The organism is Sinomonas sp. ASV486 (assembly GCF_030908215.1).
GTDB classification, from domain to species: domain Bacteria; phylum Actinomycetota; class Actinomycetes; order Actinomycetales; family Micrococcaceae; genus Sinomonas; species Sinomonas puerhi.
The window spans coordinates 211,937-229,230 of the sequence record NZ_JAVFJK010000001.1; the positions used below are offsets into that span (position 1 = coordinate 211,937).

23 protein-coding genes are annotated in these 17,294 nt (G+C 67.9%); 21 read left to right on the forward strand and 2 right to left on the reverse strand.

Translation table 11 applies throughout. The features are described 5' to 3' along the window. Positions 1–26: 26 nt before the first annotated feature. On the reverse strand, positions 27–272 hold the full coding sequence (locus tag RBS60_RS00915; RefSeq protein WP_307955631.1) for a hypothetical protein: 246 nt from the start codon (positions 270–272) through the stop codon (positions 27–29). Between the two features lie 58 nt (positions 273–330). Between RBS60_RS00915 and RBS60_RS00920 the strand changes: the two genes are divergently transcribed. After that, positions 331–4,188 carry a hypothetical protein gene (locus RBS60_RS00920; protein ID WP_307955632.1) on the forward strand — a complete coding sequence of 1,286 codons (3,858 nt, stop codon included), beginning with the start codon at positions 331–333 and terminating at the stop codon, positions 4,186–4,188. 46 nt (positions 4,189–4,234) lie between these two features. Then, positions 4,235–4,360, forward strand: a complete 126-nt coding sequence (locus tag RBS60_RS00925; protein WP_307955633.1) for a hypothetical protein — start codon at positions 4,235–4,237, stop codon at positions 4,358–4,360. 108 nt (positions 4,361–4,468) lie between these two features. Here RBS60_RS00925 and RBS60_RS00930 read toward each other — a convergent pair whose 3' ends face one another. After that, positions 4,469–5,902, reverse strand: a complete 1,434-nt coding sequence (locus tag RBS60_RS00930) for a GH1 family beta-glucosidase (protein WP_307955634.1) — start codon at positions 5,900–5,902, stop codon at positions 4,469–4,471. A gap of 393 nt (positions 5,903–6,295) precedes the next feature. On the opposite strand from RBS60_RS00930, the gene rpsJ reads away from it, so the two are divergent. The 19 genes from rpsJ to rpsE all read left to right on the forward strand — a co-directional run bounded on the left by rpsJ (position 6,296) and on the right by rpsE (position 17,293). Beyond that, on the forward strand, positions 6,296–6,604 hold the full coding sequence (gene rpsJ / locus RBS60_RS00935; protein WP_043119398.1) for a 30S ribosomal protein S10: 309 nt from the start codon (positions 6,296–6,298) through the stop codon (positions 6,602–6,604). A 20-nt stretch (positions 6,605–6,624) separates the two neighbouring features. Continuing rightward, positions 6,625–7,275 (forward strand): 50S ribosomal protein L3, encoded by a 651-nt coding sequence (rplC, locus tag RBS60_RS00940; RefSeq protein WP_307955635.1) that lies wholly within the window; start codon positions 6,625–6,627, stop codon positions 7,273–7,275. Positions 7,276–7,279: 4 nt separating this feature from the next. After that, positions 7,280–7,915 carry a 50S ribosomal protein L4 gene (rplD, locus tag RBS60_RS00945; RefSeq protein ID WP_307955636.1) on the forward strand — a complete coding sequence of 212 codons (636 nt, stop codon included), beginning with the start codon at positions 7,280–7,282 and terminating at the stop codon, positions 7,913–7,915. Beyond that, a complete protein-coding gene (rplW, locus tag RBS60_RS00950; RefSeq protein ID WP_307955637.1) occupies positions 7,912–8,220 on the forward strand; it encodes a 50S ribosomal protein L23 in 309 nt (102 codons plus the stop codon). Before rplD ends, rplW begins: the two co-directional genes overlap by 4 nt. 30 nt (positions 8,221–8,250) lie before the next feature. Beyond that, on the forward strand, positions 8,251–9,090 hold the full coding sequence (rplB, locus tag RBS60_RS00955; protein WP_307955638.1) for a 50S ribosomal protein L2: 840 nt from the start codon (positions 8,251–8,253) through the stop codon (positions 9,088–9,090). Between the two features lie 12 nt (positions 9,091–9,102). Further along, the gene (gene rpsS, locus RBS60_RS00960; protein ID WP_208709951.1) at positions 9,103–9,384 is read left to right on the forward strand and encodes a 30S ribosomal protein S19; all 282 of its coding nucleotides are present in this window, start codon (positions 9,103–9,105) and stop codon (positions 9,382–9,384) included. 53 nt (positions 9,385–9,437) lie between these two features. Further along, entirely contained in the window at positions 9,438–9,803 is a 366-nt protein-coding gene (gene rplV, locus RBS60_RS00965) for a 50S ribosomal protein L22 (RefSeq protein WP_208709949.1), read from the forward strand. Continuing rightward, positions 9,804–10,658 carry a 30S ribosomal protein S3 gene (gene rpsC / locus RBS60_RS00970; protein WP_307955639.1) on the forward strand — a complete coding sequence of 285 codons (855 nt, stop codon included), beginning with the start codon at positions 9,804–9,806 and terminating at the stop codon, positions 10,656–10,658. Next, positions 10,659–11,075: a 50S ribosomal protein L16 gene (rplP, locus tag RBS60_RS00975; protein WP_208709945.1), complete on the forward strand. Its 417-nt coding sequence runs from the start codon at positions 10,659–10,661 to the stop codon at positions 11,073–11,075. Positions 11,076–11,077: 2 nt separating this feature from the next. Then, positions 11,078–11,398, forward strand: coding sequence for a 50S ribosomal protein L29 (rpmC, locus tag RBS60_RS00980; RefSeq protein WP_307955640.1), 321 nt, complete (start codon positions 11,078–11,080; stop codon positions 11,396–11,398). Continuing rightward, the gene (gene rpsQ, locus RBS60_RS00985) at positions 11,395–11,688 is read left to right on the forward strand and encodes a 30S ribosomal protein S17 (protein ID WP_307955641.1); all 294 of its coding nucleotides are present in this window, start codon (positions 11,395–11,397) and stop codon (positions 11,686–11,688) included. The genes rpmC and rpsQ overlap by 4 nt, the downstream gene beginning before the upstream one ends. Positions 11,689–12,181: 493 nt before the next feature. Continuing rightward, on the forward strand, positions 12,182–13,228 hold the full coding sequence (locus tag RBS60_RS00990; RefSeq protein WP_307955642.1) for a hypothetical protein: 1,047 nt from the start codon (positions 12,182–12,184) through the stop codon (positions 13,226–13,228). A 636-nt stretch (positions 13,229–13,864) separates the two neighbouring features. Then, complete coding sequence (gene rplN / locus RBS60_RS00995; protein WP_043119386.1) at positions 13,865–14,233, forward strand: 50S ribosomal protein L14; 369 nt, start codon at positions 13,865–13,867, stop codon at positions 14,231–14,233. Between the two features lie 3 nt (positions 14,234–14,236). Continuing rightward, positions 14,237–14,599, forward strand: a complete 363-nt coding sequence (rplX, locus tag RBS60_RS01000; protein ID WP_307955643.1) for a 50S ribosomal protein L24 — start codon at positions 14,237–14,239, stop codon at positions 14,597–14,599. Then, positions 14,599–15,177, forward strand: a complete 579-nt coding sequence (rplE, locus tag RBS60_RS01005) for a 50S ribosomal protein L5 (RefSeq protein WP_307955644.1) — start codon at positions 14,599–14,601, stop codon at positions 15,175–15,177. Before rplX ends, rplE begins: the two co-directional genes overlap by 1 nt. A gap of 75 nt (positions 15,178–15,252) precedes the next feature. Next, complete coding sequence (rpsH, locus tag RBS60_RS01010; protein WP_307955645.1) at positions 15,253–15,651, forward strand: 30S ribosomal protein S8; 399 nt, start codon at positions 15,253–15,255, stop codon at positions 15,649–15,651. Between the two features lie 18 nt (positions 15,652–15,669). Continuing rightward, positions 15,670–16,206, forward strand: a complete 537-nt coding sequence (gene rplF, locus RBS60_RS01015; protein WP_307955646.1) for a 50S ribosomal protein L6 — start codon at positions 15,670–15,672, stop codon at positions 16,204–16,206. Positions 16,207–16,208: 2 nt separating this feature from the next. Continuing rightward, a complete protein-coding gene (gene rplR / locus RBS60_RS01020; protein WP_307955647.1) occupies positions 16,209–16,592 on the forward strand; it encodes a 50S ribosomal protein L18 in 384 nt (127 codons plus the stop codon). A 35-nt stretch (positions 16,593–16,627) separates the two neighbouring features. Continuing rightward, positions 16,628–17,293: a 30S ribosomal protein S5 gene (rpsE, locus tag RBS60_RS01025; RefSeq protein ID WP_307955648.1), complete on the forward strand. Its 666-nt coding sequence runs from the start codon at positions 16,628–16,630 to the stop codon at positions 17,291–17,293. Position 17,294: the final 1 nt, after the last annotated feature.

The window sequence follows — 17,294 nt, forward strand, 5'->3', positions numbered from 1 at the left end:
TACCTCGAAGGGCACCGCGCTGGGTACTACGAGGGCCACCGTGCCGGTTGGGCCCAGGCCCTGCGGACGTCCGCCCCGGCGCCCGTGGTGCCCAAGGCCCCTGCCGCCCTGCCCACGCCGGCGGCGCCGTCGGCCGTCGCGGTGCCGGGCAGTTGGCCGGCTGTCGGCTCGGGAGCGCCGCCCATGGCGTCGCCCGGTGCGCCCACCGTCTGGGGCCCAGCCCAGCCCGGAGCGGCAGCAATGCCGCGCGCGGGCCGCCGGGTGATGTCCATTCCGACGGCTCCCCGCCGCCAGGCGCCATCGCCCATGCCCAGCCGGTCTCCTGAGGAAATGGCCGAGGAGGCCGCACGCCGCAGGGAACGGCGCGGGATCCAGAGTGCGAACATCGCCCTGTACGCTGCTGCCCTCCTGATGGTGGCGGCAGCCGCGCTCTTCCTCACGAGCAGCGTCGACAAGGGCCTGCGCCTCGCCGGGCTGGCGGGGGTTACCGCACTGTTCTACGTCGCCGGCCTGGTGGTCCATGCGCGGTTCCCCAGGCTCCGCCCTGCGGCCGTTGCCTTCGCCGGGACGGGCCTCGCGCTCCTACCGGTCACGGGCCTCGGCCTCGATATCGTCGTGCTGCACAGGCCCAGCCTCTCGTGGCTCATCACGAGCCTGGTGGGGCTCGTCGCCTTCGGCTTTGCCGCCGTCCGCATCGAAAGCCGGGTCCTCGTCTACCTGAGCCTGACGTTCGTGTTCACCACAGCCTGGTCTGGCACGGAAGTGCTCGGCGGTGCCCTCGCGGCGGACTATGCAGCCCTCATCGGGGCCGCGGCAGTCCTCGCGCTGGTCTCCGCAGTTGAGCCCAGATGGGTGCCGCCCCTGTATCTCCGGCCCATCGCACAGCTGCACCCCTACGTGGTGCCATCGACCTTCGTTGCCGCCACCGTCACGGTCCAAAGCCTGGACCGCTGGCAGTATCCGGGCCTTGTGGCGGCGATGAGCGTCTACCTTGCCGCCACCTCGTTCCTCACCGGGCGTGCGCTCATGCGGCGACTCTCGTGGTGGGGCGCACGCACGACGTCGGCGATCGCTGCCGGGGTCGGCGCGGCGCAGGCGGCGGACGCCGGGCTGACCTGGTTCGGACACTCCGCCCTGGCGGCCGGGGCGGTGGCCGCCGTCGTCATGATCGCGCTGGGGACTCTCGCCTCCGCCGCGCTCGAGTGGCGGGCGGCGCCCGGGCTTGGCCTGTCGCCGCGCGTGGCACGGGTGGAACAGGCGACCGGGGTCTTCGTGCAGGCCGCGCTGGTCGCCGTTGTCTCGGCCGTGTCGACTCCGGGGGCGGACGGCTACCTCTTCATTGCCGCGGCCGTGTTCGGGGTCACGGCGCAGTTCGTGGCCTGGCGGTGGGGTGCGCCGGCCGATTGGCTGCCGGTCCTCGCGTTCGCGGTGCTGCCGTTCCTCGATCTGGCCCGTTGGCCCCTCGCTGTCCTCGCCGTGGAGGGCTGCCTCTACTTCGCCTCGAGGGCGGTGTGGCCGCCAGCCCGGGCGGTCGAAGATTCCCTGCCCGTCTGGGGACGGATCCATTTCGTTGCGGCCGCGCGGCTCGCATCCCTGCTTGCCGTGCCCTCGATCGTGGCGGCGCTCCTGCCCGACTCGACGCGCCCCTCATCCAGGGTCGCGGCCGTCGCGTTTGCGGTCCTGGCCACAGCCGCCGCCCAACTGGCCGGGACAGGCGTGCTGGGGGCAGCGCGGCTTCCGGAGTACCGTCGGGGTGCGATGACGTGGGTGCTGGCCTCGACCGCCTTCGTGTCCGTGACGACAGTCGGCGTCGCGGGTGGGACCTTGTTCGCCCCGGCGAGCCATCTGTCGCCACTCTACGGTCCCGCCGTGTCTGTCGCCTGCGCGGGTGCCGTGGGCCTCTGGGCTGGGCTCTTCCTCGTGCCGTCAGTCCCGGTCGGCCTGGATCCCGACGGCTCGGTCACCGGCCGTCCGGGGCTTGTAGCCGTGGGGGAGTCCGTGCCGAACCTCCTGCTCGGTGTGCTTGCCCTCGAGGCCTTCCTTGTCGGCGAAGGCGGGCTCTCCAACGCGGTGCTGGCCCTTTCCGTCTCGGTGCTCGGCATCTCCGCGTGGCGTGCGTCGTCCACCATCCGGCGTTGGGCATACATCTGGCTGGCCCGAGGTGCCGCGACACTCCTGGCCCTCGGTGTGTTCCGAGAGCTCGAGCTCGACGGGTGGCGGCCGGTGGCGTTCGGCGAGCGCATCACGGGCGTGCACATCTTCGCCGCGGTGGTCCTCGTGCAGGTTGCCGTCCCCATCGCGGTCGAGCTGTGGGGCCACCGCACGGGACGCCGCTTCCGGTGGACGCTCGAGGACGCGGCAGTCGTCCTCGGCGTCGCCCTTCCTGCGACCGCCGCGGTGGCGATGGAGCGCCTCCGCGGTGTCGGCATGACCGACTCGCTCAGCCACCTCGCCGCGATCATCGTGGTCGCCTTCGCCGTAGCCTCGGCGCTCGCAGGGATGGCGCTCCGTCTACGGCGTGCCTCGGCCGCCGTCGCGCCGGTGGCGCTGGCGGTCATGGCCGTCGTCGCGGCTCGAGACCTCCGGGTCCTCGAGATCCTCACCGCGCTGTTCACGGTGTTCTCGGCCGCCATGGTGTATCTCGCTCCCCAGGCCGCATCCAAGGGAGCGCACCTCGTGGCTGCCCGCGCCCTCCCCGTGGCGCTGGCCATGCTGGTGGCCCAGGACGCCACGGCGTCGCCCACATGGATCAGCGTCGTCCTCGCGGTGGGGCTGGCGCTCCAGCACGTCGTCCGCCGCGTCCTGGCCCACGCGACGGCGGCGCTGCCGTTCCAAGAAGCGACCTACTGGAGCGGCCTCGCGGGCCAGCTCGCGGTACCGCTCGGCTATCTCCTGTTCGCCCGGCAGGGGCCGGAGGGCGGCCGTTGGGTCATCCTGCTCGAGGCGCTGTTCGTGGTGGTGAGTGTCCTCGCGACGCTCCGGAGCCACCCCAGGGCGGGGTACGTGGGTGTCGCGGGGCTCCTTCTCGGTGCCGTGGCACTCGGGCCCAGCATGCACTTCCAGGCCGGGCAGATCCTTGTCCATCCTCTGCTCAGCGGCCAGTCGACCGCGCTCCTCCTCGCTGCGGTCGCGCTCGCCCACATCGCGGGCATGGCCCGGTGGGAGCCGCGCGCGCAGCGGGGTGGACAGGTTCTTCCCTGGGCGTGGACTGCCGGTGCTGGAGCCTTTGCGGTGTCCGCAGTCGTCCTTGCCATGCCGGAGCGCTCGTGGATTCTCGGCGTGGCGGTCGGGGCGGCCGCGGCGGTGCTTCTCGCCGCGAGCTACGTGTGGACGGCGACTGAGTGGATCAGCGTGATCACCTTCCCGCTCGGCGTCCTCCTCACCCTGTCCGCCGGGTCGTCCATTGCGCTCGATCTCGTCGATGGGCTTCCGGTGGTCTGGCGCGAGCCGGTGCGGGTCATGGCCGGAACACTCGTCCCCGCGGCCGCAGCTGTTGCGCTGCGCTGGTCGGGCAGGTGGCCCGGGCGCCGGGGGCAGCGCGTCGGGGCGGCGGGTCGGTTTGCCGCCGATCCGGTCCGCCGTTGGTCGCTCTCGGGCGCCGCAGTCGTGGCCCTCGCGGCCTCGGGCACGACGGCGTGGAATGCGCCCGCCGCCGTAGTCCTCCCGTTCCTCGTCGCGGCGCTCGTCGCCGTCGTCGTACCCGAGCTGTGGCCCAGGTTCCGCCGGCTCGGCGTCGAGGTGGGCGCGGTCGTCCTGACCGCCGCTGTGCAGCGCGCGGTCTTTGCCGGTGGCCATGACCCGAGCACCTTCTGGCTCGTGCAGTGGTACGTGGTTGTCGCCGCCGTCATAGCCCTGCTGCGCTACTACGTCCGACGCTCCGTGGCCGTCGGCAGGGCTTGGCTCGAGGGATCCTCCGGCGCCCTGACGCTCACGGGCCTGTGGACGCTCTTCGAGGGGGACAACGCCCAGCAGGTCTGGCTCCTCGTGGCCTTCGCGGTGCTCACGCTGGCAGGGCTCCTCCTGAGCGAGAGGCGCTTCACGATCTGGGGCGTGGCCGGCGTGGTGGCGTGTGTGCTCTGGTCCGTACGCGCCTACGTGTACGCGCTGCTGGGCATCCTCGGCCTCGCGATCATCGCGGCGGCCGTCTGGTGGCTGGCGCGCCGCCCGCGTGGCACCCTGCTACGGTAGGCGCAGGCCCGGAGTCCCGTGAGCCAACCGAGGGAAGGCCTTCGCCGTGAGCTGGATCGTCGTCATCGCCTTCGCCATCGTCCTGGTGGCTGGCTACTTCTGGGTGCGCAAGAACTTCAAGCGCGAAATCGAGCGCTTCCGGCAGATCCGCAGATCGGACCGCGGGGAGTAGGGCCGGTCCGCTTGAGTGCGGGCCCCGGCTTGGGGTAGCGCGGGTGGGGGCAGCGCGGGCACGGGTGGGTCCGGCGCCAGTCGGGCTGGCGCGACGCCGGCGCGGGCCTCACGCGCTCACGGCTGGCCGGTGCCGAGCCCGGGCCAGCTGCTGAAGCCAGTAGTACGAGGCCTTCGGCGTGCGCTCGAGCGTCGCGAAGTCGGTGTGCACAAGCCCGAACCGCTGGGTGTAGCCCGCGGCCCACTCGAAGTTGTCGGTGAGGGTCCACACGTACCAGCCGCGCAGGTCGACCCCTTCGGCAGGGCCGCCCGGTCCGACGGCTGCGAGCGCAGCCTCAAGATGCGACGCGAGGTAGGCGACGCGCGCGTCGTCGTGCATCATGCCGTCCGATTGGGACGGCTCCGGGAAGCTCGCCCCGCTCTCGGTGATGTAGACCGGCGGCAGGGAAGCACCGTAGCGCTGCTTGAGCTCGCCGAGCACCACCCCGCAGTACTCAGGCGAGATGGGCCACCCGAAGCCGGTCACCGCGTATTCGGGGAGCTCGGCGAGGTGGAATGGCGTCTTGCCGATGGCGGCCGTGTGCTGGACCCCGTTGGGGGTCGGACCTGGGCCCGTACGGATCCGTGCGGGGTAGTAGTAATTGAGGCCGTAGAAGTCGAGCGGCGCGTGGATGGTCGCGAGATCGTCCGCGCGCGTGCGGCGGTCGGTGGGGTTGAGTCGCCGGCCCAGGGACGGAATCCTCGGGTAGCGGCCCAGCAGCACGGGGTCTGCGTAGAGCCTGTTCAGCAGGACGTCGGCACTCTTGGCATGGATCCAGTCGAGCGGGCCGCGGCTCGCCGGGTGGACCGGCGCGTGCATGTTCGTGATGCCGATCTGCCCGCGCACACGTGCTGCGCGCAGCGCCTGGACCGCTAGTCCGTGGCCCAGGAGCTGGTGGTGAGCGGCAGGCAGGGCGTCGAAGAGCAGCTGCCTCCCCGGCGCGTGGATGCCGAGTGCATAGCCGTTGAGGGTCAGTGAGACCGGCTCGTTGAGCGTGACCCAGCGGTCCACCCGGTCGCCGAACCGCCTGCCGGCCTCGGCGGCATACTCGGCGAACCGCAGGGCGGTCGCCCGGGCCAGCCACCCGCCGTCGTGCTCGAGGGCGAGCGGTGTGTCCCAATGGAAGAGCGTGGCCATGGGTGAGAGGCCGCGCGCGAGCATGCCGTCGATGAGCCGGTCGTAGAAGTCCCACCCCTTCTCGTTCCACGCGCCGCGGCCCTCGGGCTGCACACGGGACCATGCGATGGAGAAACGGTAGGCGTCCACTCCGAGGCCCGCCACGAGGTCCAAGTCCTCGCCGCTTCGGTGGTAGTGGTCGCACGCGAGGGCGGGGGAGCCGTCGGAGTCGATCACGCCCGGGCGCGCCGCGAATTCATCCCAGCTCGAGGATCCTCTGCCATCCTCGTCGAGGGCGCCCTCGATCTGGAACGCGGAAGTCGCGACACCGAGAGTAAAGTCGTGTGGAATCAGGCTGGCGAGGCGTTCGACGGCGGCACGCGGCATGCGCCTATCTTCGCGCCGACCGCAGGGGTCCGCCAAGAGGTGCGGCGAAGCGGCCGCGTGCGTCGATTGGCGCTACGGGCAGTTGTCTGGCAGACTAGATGAGTTGTTCAAGCGCTCCTTCGCGTCCCGATCCGGATAATGCCGGGTGCAGGGTCCAGGCTGGAGACCAAATATGACCCACCTTCGCAAAAGGCTAAGGGTACGTGCGTGCCAATCGGCGCGACACGCCCGACCGCGGGGGTCGGAGTGGCCGGTTGTCTGAGGAACCCGGGAATCCGGATTCAGGCAGTGCGGCCGGTGGTGGTTACAACCTTGAATGCTTCGGCAGCCACAGCCAACAGAACAGTGAACTGACACCAGCAGGGCTAGACAGACGAAAGCGAGTCAGGCGATATGGCGGGACAGAAGATCCGCATCCGGCTGAAGTCGTATGACCACGAGGTCATCGATACTTCGGCTCGGAAGATCGTTGAGACGGTCACGCGCGCAGGCGCAACGGTAGTGGGCCCCGTTCCGCTGCCGACGGAGAAGAACGTGTACTGCGTCATCCGCTCTCCGCACAAGTACAAGGACAGCCGCGAGCACTTTGAGATGCGCACGCACAAGCGGCTGATCGACATCATCGACCCGACGCCGAAGGCGGTCGACTCGCTCATGCGCCTCGACCTGCCGGCTGACGTCAACATCGAAATCAAGCTCTAGAGGGAGGTGCTGAGAAAACTATGACCGCTACCCGTAATGTGAAGGGCCTGCTGGGCACGAAGCTCGGCATGACCCAGGTCTGGGACGAGACCAACAAGCTCATCCCCGTCACTGTTGTTAAGGCCGACTCCAACGTCGTCACCCAGCTGCGCAACCCCGAGACCGACGGCTACACCGCGGTCCAGATCGGCTACGGCCAGATCGATCCGCGCAAGGTCAACAAGCCGCTGACCGGACACTTCGAGAAGGCTGGCGTGACCCCGCGCCGTCACCTCGTCGAGGTCCGCACCGCCGACGCCGACTCGTACGAGCTGGGCCAGGAGATCTCCGTGGAGACCTTCGAGGCCGGCCAGAAGATCGACGTCGTCGGCACCACCAAGGGCAAGGGCTTCGCCGGTGTCATGAAGCGTCACGGCTTCCACGGCGTCGGTGCCTCCCACGGTGCTCACAAGAACCACCGCAAGCCCGGTTCCATCGGTGCCTGCGCCACCCCGGGCCGCGTCTTCAAGGGCCTCCGCATGGCCGGTCGCATGGGCAATGAGCGCCAGACGACCATGAACCTCACCGTGCACGCCGTGGATGCCGAGAACTCGCTGCTCCTCATCAAGGGTGCCCTTCCGGGTGCCCGCGGCTCGGTCGTCCTCGTCCGCACCGCCGTGAAGGGAGCCTGAACTCATGGCTAACGCAACTGTCAACGTTGATCTCCCCGCAGAGATCTTCGACGTCCAGACGAACGTCCCGCTGCTGCACCAGGTCGTCGTTGCCCAGCTGGCCGCTGCACGCCAGGGCACGCACAAGGTGAAGGGCCGCGGCGAAGTGTCCGGCGCCGGCCGCAAGCCGTTCAAGCAGAAGGGCACCGGCCGCGCCCGTCAGGGTTCGATCCGCGCCCCGCACATGACCGGCGGCGGCGTCGTCCACGGTCCCGTGCCGCGTGACTACAGCCAGCGCACCCCCAAGAAGATGAAGGCTGCTGCCCTCCGCGGCGCCCTCTCTGACCGCGCCCGCAACGGCCGCATCCACGTCGTCGAGTCCCTCGTCTCCGGTGAGAAGCCGAGCACGAAGGACGCGCTCAGCACCCTGCGCTCCCTCTCGGACCGCAAGAACCTGCTCGTCGTGATCGACCGTGCCGACGAGGCCGCTGCCCTTTCGGTGCGCAACCTCGCCGAGGTCCACGCGATCTACGCCGACCAGCTGAACACGTACGACGTTCTCGTCTCCGACGACGTGGTCTTCACGAAGGCTGCATTCGATGCGTTCGTGGCGTCGAAGTCCCAGGGACACAGCACTGCGAATGAGGAGGCTTCCAAGTGAACGCATCCAGCTACAAGGACCCGCGGGACGTCGTCATCGCGCCGGTTGTCTCGGAGAAGAGCTACGGCCTGATCGACGAGGGCAAGTACACCTTCCTGGTGGACCCGCGCTCCAACAAGACCGAGATCAAGATCGCCATCGAGCGCATCTTCTCGGTCAAGGTCGACTCGATCAACACTCTCAACCGTCCGGGTAAGCGCAAGCGGACCAAGTTCGGCTGGGGCCAGCGCAAGTCCACCAAGCGTGCCATCGTCACCCTCAAGGACGGCAGCACGATCGACATCTTCGGCGGTCCGCTCGCCTGAGCGGAGACCACTTTAACGAGGAACAGGTAAATGGGAATCCGTAACTACAAGCCGACTACCCCGGGCCGTCGCGGCTCGAGCGTGGCCGACTTCGCAGAGATCACGCGCTCGACGCCGGAGAAGTCCTTGGTGCGTCCGCTCCCCAAGAAGGGCGGCCGCAACAACACGGGCAAGATCACGACGCGTCACAAGGGCGGCGGGCACAAGCGCCAGTACCGTCTGATCGACTTCCGTCGTCACGACAAGGACGGTGTCGACGCCAAGGTCGCTCACATCGAGTACGACCCGAACCGCACCGCGCGCATCGCGCTGCTCCACTTCGTGGACGGCACCAAGCGCTACATCATCGCGCCGAACAAGCTCGCTCAGGGCGACATCGTCGAGTCCGGTCCGGACGCCGACATCAAGCCCGGCAACAACCTGCCGCTGCGCAACATCCCGGTCGGTACCGTGATCCACGCTGTTGAGCTCCGTCCGGGCGGCGGTGCCAAGATGGCCCGCTCCGCCGGTGCCTCGATCCAGCTCGTGGCGAAGGAGGGCAAGTTCGCCCAGCTCCGCCTGCCGTCGGGCGAGGTCCGCAACGTCGACGTCCGCTGCCGCGCGACCGTCGGCGAGGTCGGCAACGCCGAGCAGTCGAACATCAACTGGGGCAAGGCCGGCCGCATGCGCTGGAAGGGCGTCCGCCCGACCGTCCGCGGTGTCGCCATGAACCCGGTTGACCACCCGCACGGTGGTGGCGAGGGCAAGACGTCCGGTGGACGTCACCCCGTCAACCCGAACGGCAAGCCCGAGGGCCGCACGCGTCGCCCCAACAAGGCGAGCGACAAGCTCATCGTCCGTCGTCGTCGTACCGGCAAGAACAAGCGATAGGAGCCTGGACACATGCCACGCAGCCTGAAGAAGGGTCCTTTCGTTGACCAGCACCTCTTTGTGAAGGTCGCCAGGGAAAACGATAAGGGCACCAAGAACGTCATCAAGACCTGGTCCCGCCGCTCGATGATCATCCCCGACATGCTCGGGCACACGATCGCCGTGCACGATGGGCGCAAGCACATCCCGGTCTTCGTCACCGAGTCGATGGTCGGGCACAAGCTCGGCGAATTCGCCCCGACGCGGACATTCCGCGGCCACGTGAAGGACGACAAGAAGGGCAAGCGCCGCTGATCCCTGCCGTGAGGCAGCAGCAGCGCTTAGCTCTGAGAAAGAGAAGGAAAGCAATGGAAGCCAAGGCAATTGCGCGTCACATCCGCGTAACGCCGATGAAGGCCCGGCGCGTCGTCAACCTTGTTCGTGGCAAGCAGGCGAATGAGGCTCTGGCAATCCTGAAGTTCGCCCAGCAGGCAGCTTCGGAGCCGGTCTACAAGGTCCTCGCCTCGGCGATGGCCAACGCCCGTGTCCTCGCCGACCGCGACGGCGTCGCGTTCGACGAGAGCGACCTCTACATCTCTGAGGCGTTCGTCGACGAGGGCCCGACCATGAAGCGGTTCCAGCCGCGTGCCCAGGGTCGCGCATACCGCATCAAGAAGCGCACCAGCCACATCACTGTGGTCGTGGCGACCCCGGAGAACGAGGAGGCCCGCTAAATGGGACAGAAGGTCAACCCGCACGGGTTCCGACTCGGCATCACCACCGACCACGTCTCGCACTGGTTTGCCGATAGCAGCAAGCCCGGTCAGCGCTACAAGGACTTCGTCCGTGAGGACGTCAAGATCCGCCAGCTCATGACCAACGGCATGGAGCGCGCCGGCATCGCCAAGGTCGAGATCGAGCGCACCCGCGACCGTGTCCGCGTGGATATCCACACGGCCCGTCCGGGTATCGTGATCGGCCGCCGCGGCGCCGAGGCGGACCGCATCCGCGGCGAGCTCGAGAAGCTCACCGGCAAGCAGGTCCAGCTGAACATTCTCGAGGTCAAGAACCCCGAGATCGAGGCACAGCTCGTCGCCCAGGGCGTTGCGGAGCAGCTCTCGAGCCGCGTCGCGTTCCGCCGCGCGATGAAGAAGGCCATGCAGTCGGCGCAGCGCGCCGGTGCCAAGGGCATCCGTATCGCGTGCTCGGGCCGCCTCGGCGGCGCCGAGATGTCTCGCTCGGAGTTCTACCGCGAGGGCCGTGTGCCCCTGCACACCCTCCGCGCGAACATCGACTACGGCTTCTACGAGGCCAAGACCACCTTCGGCCGCATCGGTGTGAAGGTCTGGATCTACAAGGGCGACGTGACGTCGAAGGAGCTGGCTGCCCAGGCAGCCGCCGCTCCGTCCCGCGGCCCCCGCGGCGACCGCGGCGACCGCGGCGACCGTCCGGGTCGTCCCGGTGGCGAGCGCCGCCGTCGTCCGGCCGGCGACCGTCCGGCTCAGGCTGCCCCCGCGGCAGCCGAGGCCCCTGCAGCCTCGGCAGCAGAAGGAGCCGCTGCTCCGGCGGCAGAAGGAGGAGAGGCTTAAATGCTTATCCCGCGTCGTGTGAAGCACCGCAAGCAGCACCACCCGGGTCGTTCCGGCGCTGCTACCGGCGGCACCAAGGTCTCGTTCGGCGAGTACGGCATCCAGGCCCTCACGCCTGCCTACGTGACCAACCGTCAGATCGAGTCCGCTCGTATCGCCATGACCCGTCACATCAAGCGTGGCGGCAAGGTCTGGATCAACATCTACCCGGACCGTCCGCTGACCAAGAAGCCTGCCGAAACCCGCATGGGTTCCGGTAAGGGTTCTCCGGAGTGGTGGATCGCCAACGTCAAGCCCGGCCGTGTGCTCTTCGAGCTCTCCGGTGTCTCTGACGAGGTGGCGCGCGAGGCCCTGCGCCTCGCCATCCACAAGCTCCCGTTGAAGGCGCGCATCGTGCGCCGCGAAGGTGGTGAATGAGAATGGCAGTCGGTTCGAAGGACCTGACGGCTGAGAAGCTCGACCAGCTGGACAACGAGCGCCTCTTCGAGGAGCTCAAGAAGGCCAAGGAAGAGCTGTTCAACCTGCGCTTCCAGTCGGCCACCGGCCAGCTCGAGAACCATGGCCGCTTCCGTGCGGTCAAGAAGGACATCGCCCGCATCTACACGATCCTGCGCGAGCGCGAGCTCGGCATTCGTGCCGAGGCCGCTCCGGCGGTCGTCGAGGCGAAGGACGACAAGAAGGCGGCTAAGAAGGCTGCCAAGGCCGAGCAGGCCGAGGCTGCCGAGGAGGACGCCAAGTGAGCGAAGAGAACAACGTGACGGAGAACGCTTCTGCCCAGGAGCGCGGTCAGCGCAAGACCGCCCGCGGCTACGTCGTGTCCGACAAGATGGACAAGACGATCGTCGTCGAGGTTGAGGACCGCGTGAAGCACTCGCTTTACGGCAAGGTCATCCGCCGTACCGAGAAGCGCAAGGCCCACGATGAGAACAACTCCGCCGGTATCGGCGACCTTGTTCTCATCGCGGAGACCCGGCCGCTGTCCGCCACCAAGCGGTGGCGCCTTGTCGAGATCCTCGAGAAGGCCAAGTAAGGACTCGCGGCTCCCGCGTCTCCCTGCAGTGCTGCGAAGGCCCGTTCCCTCTTCGGAGGGGGCGGGCCTTCCGCCTTGCGCCTTGCGGCCGCAATCCCTGCTCTGCACAATCACTACTCGGGCAGCGCTGACGTAGCGGACAAGGCGCTCTCAAGCGCGCTCGTCGGCTACGTCAGCGCTTCCCGGGGGTGCCGGGCTGGTGGGTGCCGGGCCCGGGGCGCTGAGCTGGTGGGTGCCGGGCCCGGGGTGCCGGGGTACCGGACCTCGGTGGGTGGGCCCGGGGTGCCGGGTCTGGGTGCAGGACCCGAGCGGCAGACCTGTCGGTCAGTCCGCTCGGGTCCGTCGGCACGACTGGGCAGGCGTGGGCCCCATGGACCGGACTCGGTCGCTCGTCCTCCTCCCTCGTCCTCCACAGGCGGACCGCAGCGCGTGTTGTCCACATAGCGCGGACTGGGGCATGCGCGTCGCGTTCTCGGCCGCAAAACTCGTGGTCATGGACCCACTCGGACATCTCATTGACACGTCGCGCCGCGACCTCCACGGGCCCTCGGCCGATCCGCGGAGCCAGTTCGCGGCTGGGGCGATCGCGAGGTTGCGCCGTGGTTTCTATGTCCCGACCGACGTGTGGTGCGGCCTTGAGGCCGATGGCCGTTTCCGCCTGACGTTGGCGGCGCACGCGCTGGCCAATCCAGGCGTGGTCTTCTGCGGCGAGACCGCCTTGTTCCTTCATCGGGTTCCCACGGTGAAGGCGCCGCTGACGGTAGATGTCGCGACAGTGACAACCAGCCGACTTGGCGTGCGGCCGAGCACCTTTGACGTCCGGGGGGAATCGGCGTCCGCAATGCAGGCCAGAGAACGTGGTTCGCACCAGATCCGACGGCACCACCACGCCGCCATCGAGTCAATCCCGGTCGGCGAGTTCGAAGCTGTCCCGCTCGCCGATGCGCTTGCGGAGGTTCTAGCTACAGCGAAGTTCGCGCGGGCGCTGACCGTCGCAGATGGGGTTCTTCGCCGTCAGCCCGATGTCCCGCTGCTTGACCGCGCTGCGGTGGCCGACGCGATCGCAGCGCTTCCGCACCGCTCGCACCGATCCCGGGCGGAGCGGATCGCACGCCTGGCCCGCTCGGGCGCCGAGTCGCCGGGTGAGTCCGTGGGGCGGGCGCTGATGCTGCTCTTCGGCTTCCCGGAACCGATGCTCCAGGCGGAACACTTCGACCAGCTCGGATTCGTGGGACGCACTGACTATTACTGGGGCGACGTTGAGGGGAACCGTGCCGTGACGGCTCCGGGGAAGCTCGAGCCGGTTGGCGAGTTCGATGGCTGGGGCAAGTACTTCCGCACCGAACTCACGCATGGCGAGGACCCCCGCGAGATCATCCGCCGCGAGAAGAAGCGGGAGAATCGGCTCCTCGGTCTCAACCATCCGGTGCTGCGGCTCGATTGGTCCGATCTGAAAAGGCCTGCCCAGTTTCGCGCGAAGCTCATCCAGATGGGCCTGCGACCAGCCAGCAGCGCTGCCGTAGCGGACAAGCGCGCTTGAAGGGCGCTTGTCCGCTACGGCAGCACTGCCAGTGGGAGCACGACGTCGGGACCCCAGCGGCGTCGTCGGGCGTTCCTGCCTGTGCGGGCTGCTCAGTGGGCGTTCGGGTGGGCGTGGGCGTTCGGGGTGGAGATGAGCGGCGTCGGGCGTTCCCGCCTGGGCGGGCTGCTCAGTGGGCGTTCGGGGTGGACGTGAGCGTCGTCGGGCGTTCCTGCCTGCGCGGGCTGCTCAGTGGGCGTTCGGGGTGGGCGTGGGCGTTCGGGGTGGACATGAGCGGCGTCGGGCGTTCCTGCCTGCGTGGGCTGCTCAGTGGGCGTTCGGGGTGGAGGCGAGGGTTGGAGGTGGGCGTTCGGGGTGGACAGGAGCGCCGTGGTACGATATTGAGCTTGTACGGTTGGCTTCGCCATGCCGTCAGTACCTCGTGAACCATCGTGCCACCGCATAATGCCCTTCTGCCGAAGGGGAGCGCCCCGGCGCTGCTCTCGGGCAGGAAGGGGACAAATGCGCTCGGCACGGTGATTCAGGCCCGTTCTGGCCACATCCAGACGGGTCGAGAGACGCCCCAACAACCGTTCCGCAAGGCTCGGCCGCATGCTGCAACGCGGTACGAGAACCGGCGTGACGTAAGGAGTAGAAGTGATTCAGCAGGAGTCGCGGCTCAAGGTCGCCGACAACACGGGTGCGAAGGAAATCCTCACCATCCGTGTTCTCGGTGGATCTGGCCGCCGCTACGCAGGCATCGGCGACGTGATCGTCGCCACCGTCAAGGACGCGATCCCTGGCGGCAACGTGAAGAAGGGCGACGTGGTCAAGGCCGTCGTCGTCCGTACCAAGAAGGAGCGCCGCCGTGCGGACGGCTCCTACATCAAGTTCGACGAGAACGCTGCAGTCATCCTCAAGAACGACGGCGACCCCCGTGGCACGCGCATCTTCGGCCCGGTCGGCCGCGAGCTGCGTGACAAGAAGTTCATGAAGATCGTCTCGCTGGCTCCGGAGGTGCTCTGACTTATGGGCGCAAAGATCAAGAAGGGCGACCTGGTCCAGGTCATCACCGGCACCAAGCAGGACAAGGGCGGTGACAAGGGCAAGCAGGGCAAGGTCCTGAAGGTGTTCACCGAGACGAACCGCGTGCTCGTCGAGGGCATCAACCGCGTCACGAAGCACACCAAGGTCGGCCAGTCGCAGCGCGGCACCAAGACCGGCGGCATCGAGCAGGTCGAAGCCCCGATCCACGTCTCCAACGTGGCCCTCGTGGACCCCGAGACGAAGAAGCCCACCCGGGTTGGCTTCCGCGTCGAGACGGTGGAGAAGGACGGCGTCACGAAGAACGTCCGCGTCCGCTACTCCAAGGCCACCGGGAAGGACATCTGATGACTGAGACTGTCGAGACTCCGGTGAAGGTCGTTCCTCGTCTGAAGACGAAGTACGCGGAGAACATCAAGCAGGCGCTCCAGGAAGAGTTCAAGTACGAGAACGTCAACCAGGTTCCCCGCCTGGTCAAGGTTGTCGTCAACATGGGCGTCGGTGACGCCGCCAAGGACTCGAAGATCATCGAGGGCGCCGTGCGCGACCTCACCCTGATCACTGGCCAGAAGCCGCAGGTCACGAAGGCCCGCAAGTCGATCGCCCAGTTCAAGCTTCGTGAGGGCATGCCGATCGGCGCCTTCACGACGCTTCGCGGCGACCGTATGTGGGAGTTCGTGGACCGCCTCGTCACCCTCGCGCTGCCCCGTATCCGCGACTTCCGTGGCCTCTCGGGCAAGCAGTTCGACGGCAACGGCAACTACACGTTCGGCCTCACCGAGCAGGTGATGTTCCACGAGATCGACCAGGACAAGATCGATCGCCTCCGTGGCATGGACATCACGGTTGTCACGACCGCGAAGACCGATGACGAGGGCCGTGCGCTTCTGAAGCACCTCGGCTTCCCGTTCAAGACCGAAGACTGAATCACTGCGTGAAAGGTCCGGCGCGCCCAAGAGGGCACAGCCGGAAACCGTTACGAGGAAGGGCATGAGCCCACAATGACTATGACTGATCCCGTCGCAGACATGCTTACCCGTCTGCGCAACGCCAACTCGGCCTACCACGACACGGTCTCCATGCCGTCGTCGAAGCTCAAGGTCCGTGTTGCAGACATCCTGAAGGCAGAGGGCTACATCGCCAGCTGGAAGGAAGAGGACGCCGAGGTCGGCAAGAAGCTGACCCTGGACCTCAAGTTCGGCCCGAACCGTGAGCGTTCGATCGCCGGTGTTCGCCGCATCTCCAAGCCGGGCCTCCGCGTGTACGCGAAGTCCACGAACCTCCCGCACGTGCTGGGCGGCCTCGGCATCGCCATCCTGTCGACTTCTTCTGGGCTCCTGACTGACCGTCAGGCCGCCAAGAAGGGCGTCGGCGGCGAAGTCCTCGCGTACGTCTGGTAAGGGAAGGAAGAAGAAGATATGTCCCGCATTGGACGTCTCCCCATCACCGTCCCCGCCGGCGTCGAGGTCAAGATCGACGGCTCCGTGGTGACCGTCAAAGGCACCAAGGGCGAGCTGACCCACACTGTGGCCAGCCCGATCGAGGTCTCCCTCGACGACACGACCCTCTCGGTGACCCGCCCGAACGACGAGCGCGCCTCGCGTTCGCTGCACGGCCTGACCCGCACCCTGATCTCGAACATGATCGAGGGCGTGACCAAGGGCTACGAGAAGAAGCTCGAGATCGTCGGCACCGGTTACCGTGTGCAGGCCAAGGGCTCGAACCTCGAGTTCGCGCTCGGCTTCTCGCACCCCGTGAACGTCGATGCCCCCGAGGGCATCACGTTCGCGGTCGAGAACCCGACGAAGTTCTCGGTCTCCGGCATCAACAAGCAGCAGGTCGGTGAGGTTGCGGCCAACATCCGCAAGCTGCGCAAGCCCGACCCGTACAAGGGCAAGGGCATCCGCTACGCCGGCGAAATTGTCCGCCGCAAGGTCGGAAAGGCTGGTAAGTAACCATGGCTCTGGGTATCAACAAGAAGCGCGCCGCCAAGTCCAAGCAGCAGGCTCGGACCCGTCGCCACTTCCGTCTCCGCAAGAAGGTCATCGGTTCCGCCGAGCGTCCCCGTCTCGTGGTGAACCGTTCCTCGCGTCACGTCTTCGTCCAGGTTGTCGACGACAGCAAGGGCATCACGCTGGTCTCCGCCTCGACCCTCGAGGCCGACCTCCGCGCGTTCGACGGCGACAAGACCGCCAAGGCCAAGCGCGTGGGCGAGCTCATCGCCGAGCGTGCGAAGGCTGCTGGCATCGAGGCCGTCGTGTTCGACCGCGGTGGCAACAAGTACCACGGCCGCGTTGCTGCGATCGCGGACGGCGCACGTGAAGGTGGGCTGGCCCTGTGAGCGCAGAGAACGCAGTGAACGCAGAGAAGGACAACGTGTCTGAGCAGAATGCACCCGAGGCTGCTGAGTCCGCTCCCGCCACCGATGACCGCCGCGGCGGCCGTCGTGGCGAGGGTCGTGGCCAGGGCCGCGGCGACCGTGGTGGCCGTGGTGGCCGCGACGGTGGTCGCGATGCCGAGAAGAGCCAGTTCATCGAGCGCGTGGTGACCATCAACCGCGTCGCCAAGGTCGTCAAGGGCGGCCGTCGCTTCAGCTTCACCGCCCTCGTGGTGGTTGGCGACGGCAACGGCATGGTCGGCGTCGGCTACGGCAAGGCCAAGGAGGTCCCCGCGGCCATCGCCAAGGGCGTGGAGGAGGCCAAGAAGTCCTTCTTCCGCGTGCCGCGCGTCGGCACGACCGTCCCGCACCTCGTGCAGGGTGAGGCCGCTGCAGGCGTCGTCCTGCTCCGTCCGGCTGCCCCGGGTACCGGTGTTATCGCCGGCGGTCCGGTGCGCGCCGTGCTCGAGTGCGTCGGTATCCACGACGTGCTGTCCAAGTCCCTCGGGTCCTCGAACGCCATCAACATCGTCCACGCGACGGTCAAGGCGCTCAAGAACCTCGAGGAGCCGCAGGCCGTGGCTGCACGCCGTGGCCTTCCGCTGGAAGATGTCGCTCCGGCTGCACTCGTGCGGAACCTCCAGAACACGAAGGCAGGTGCATGAG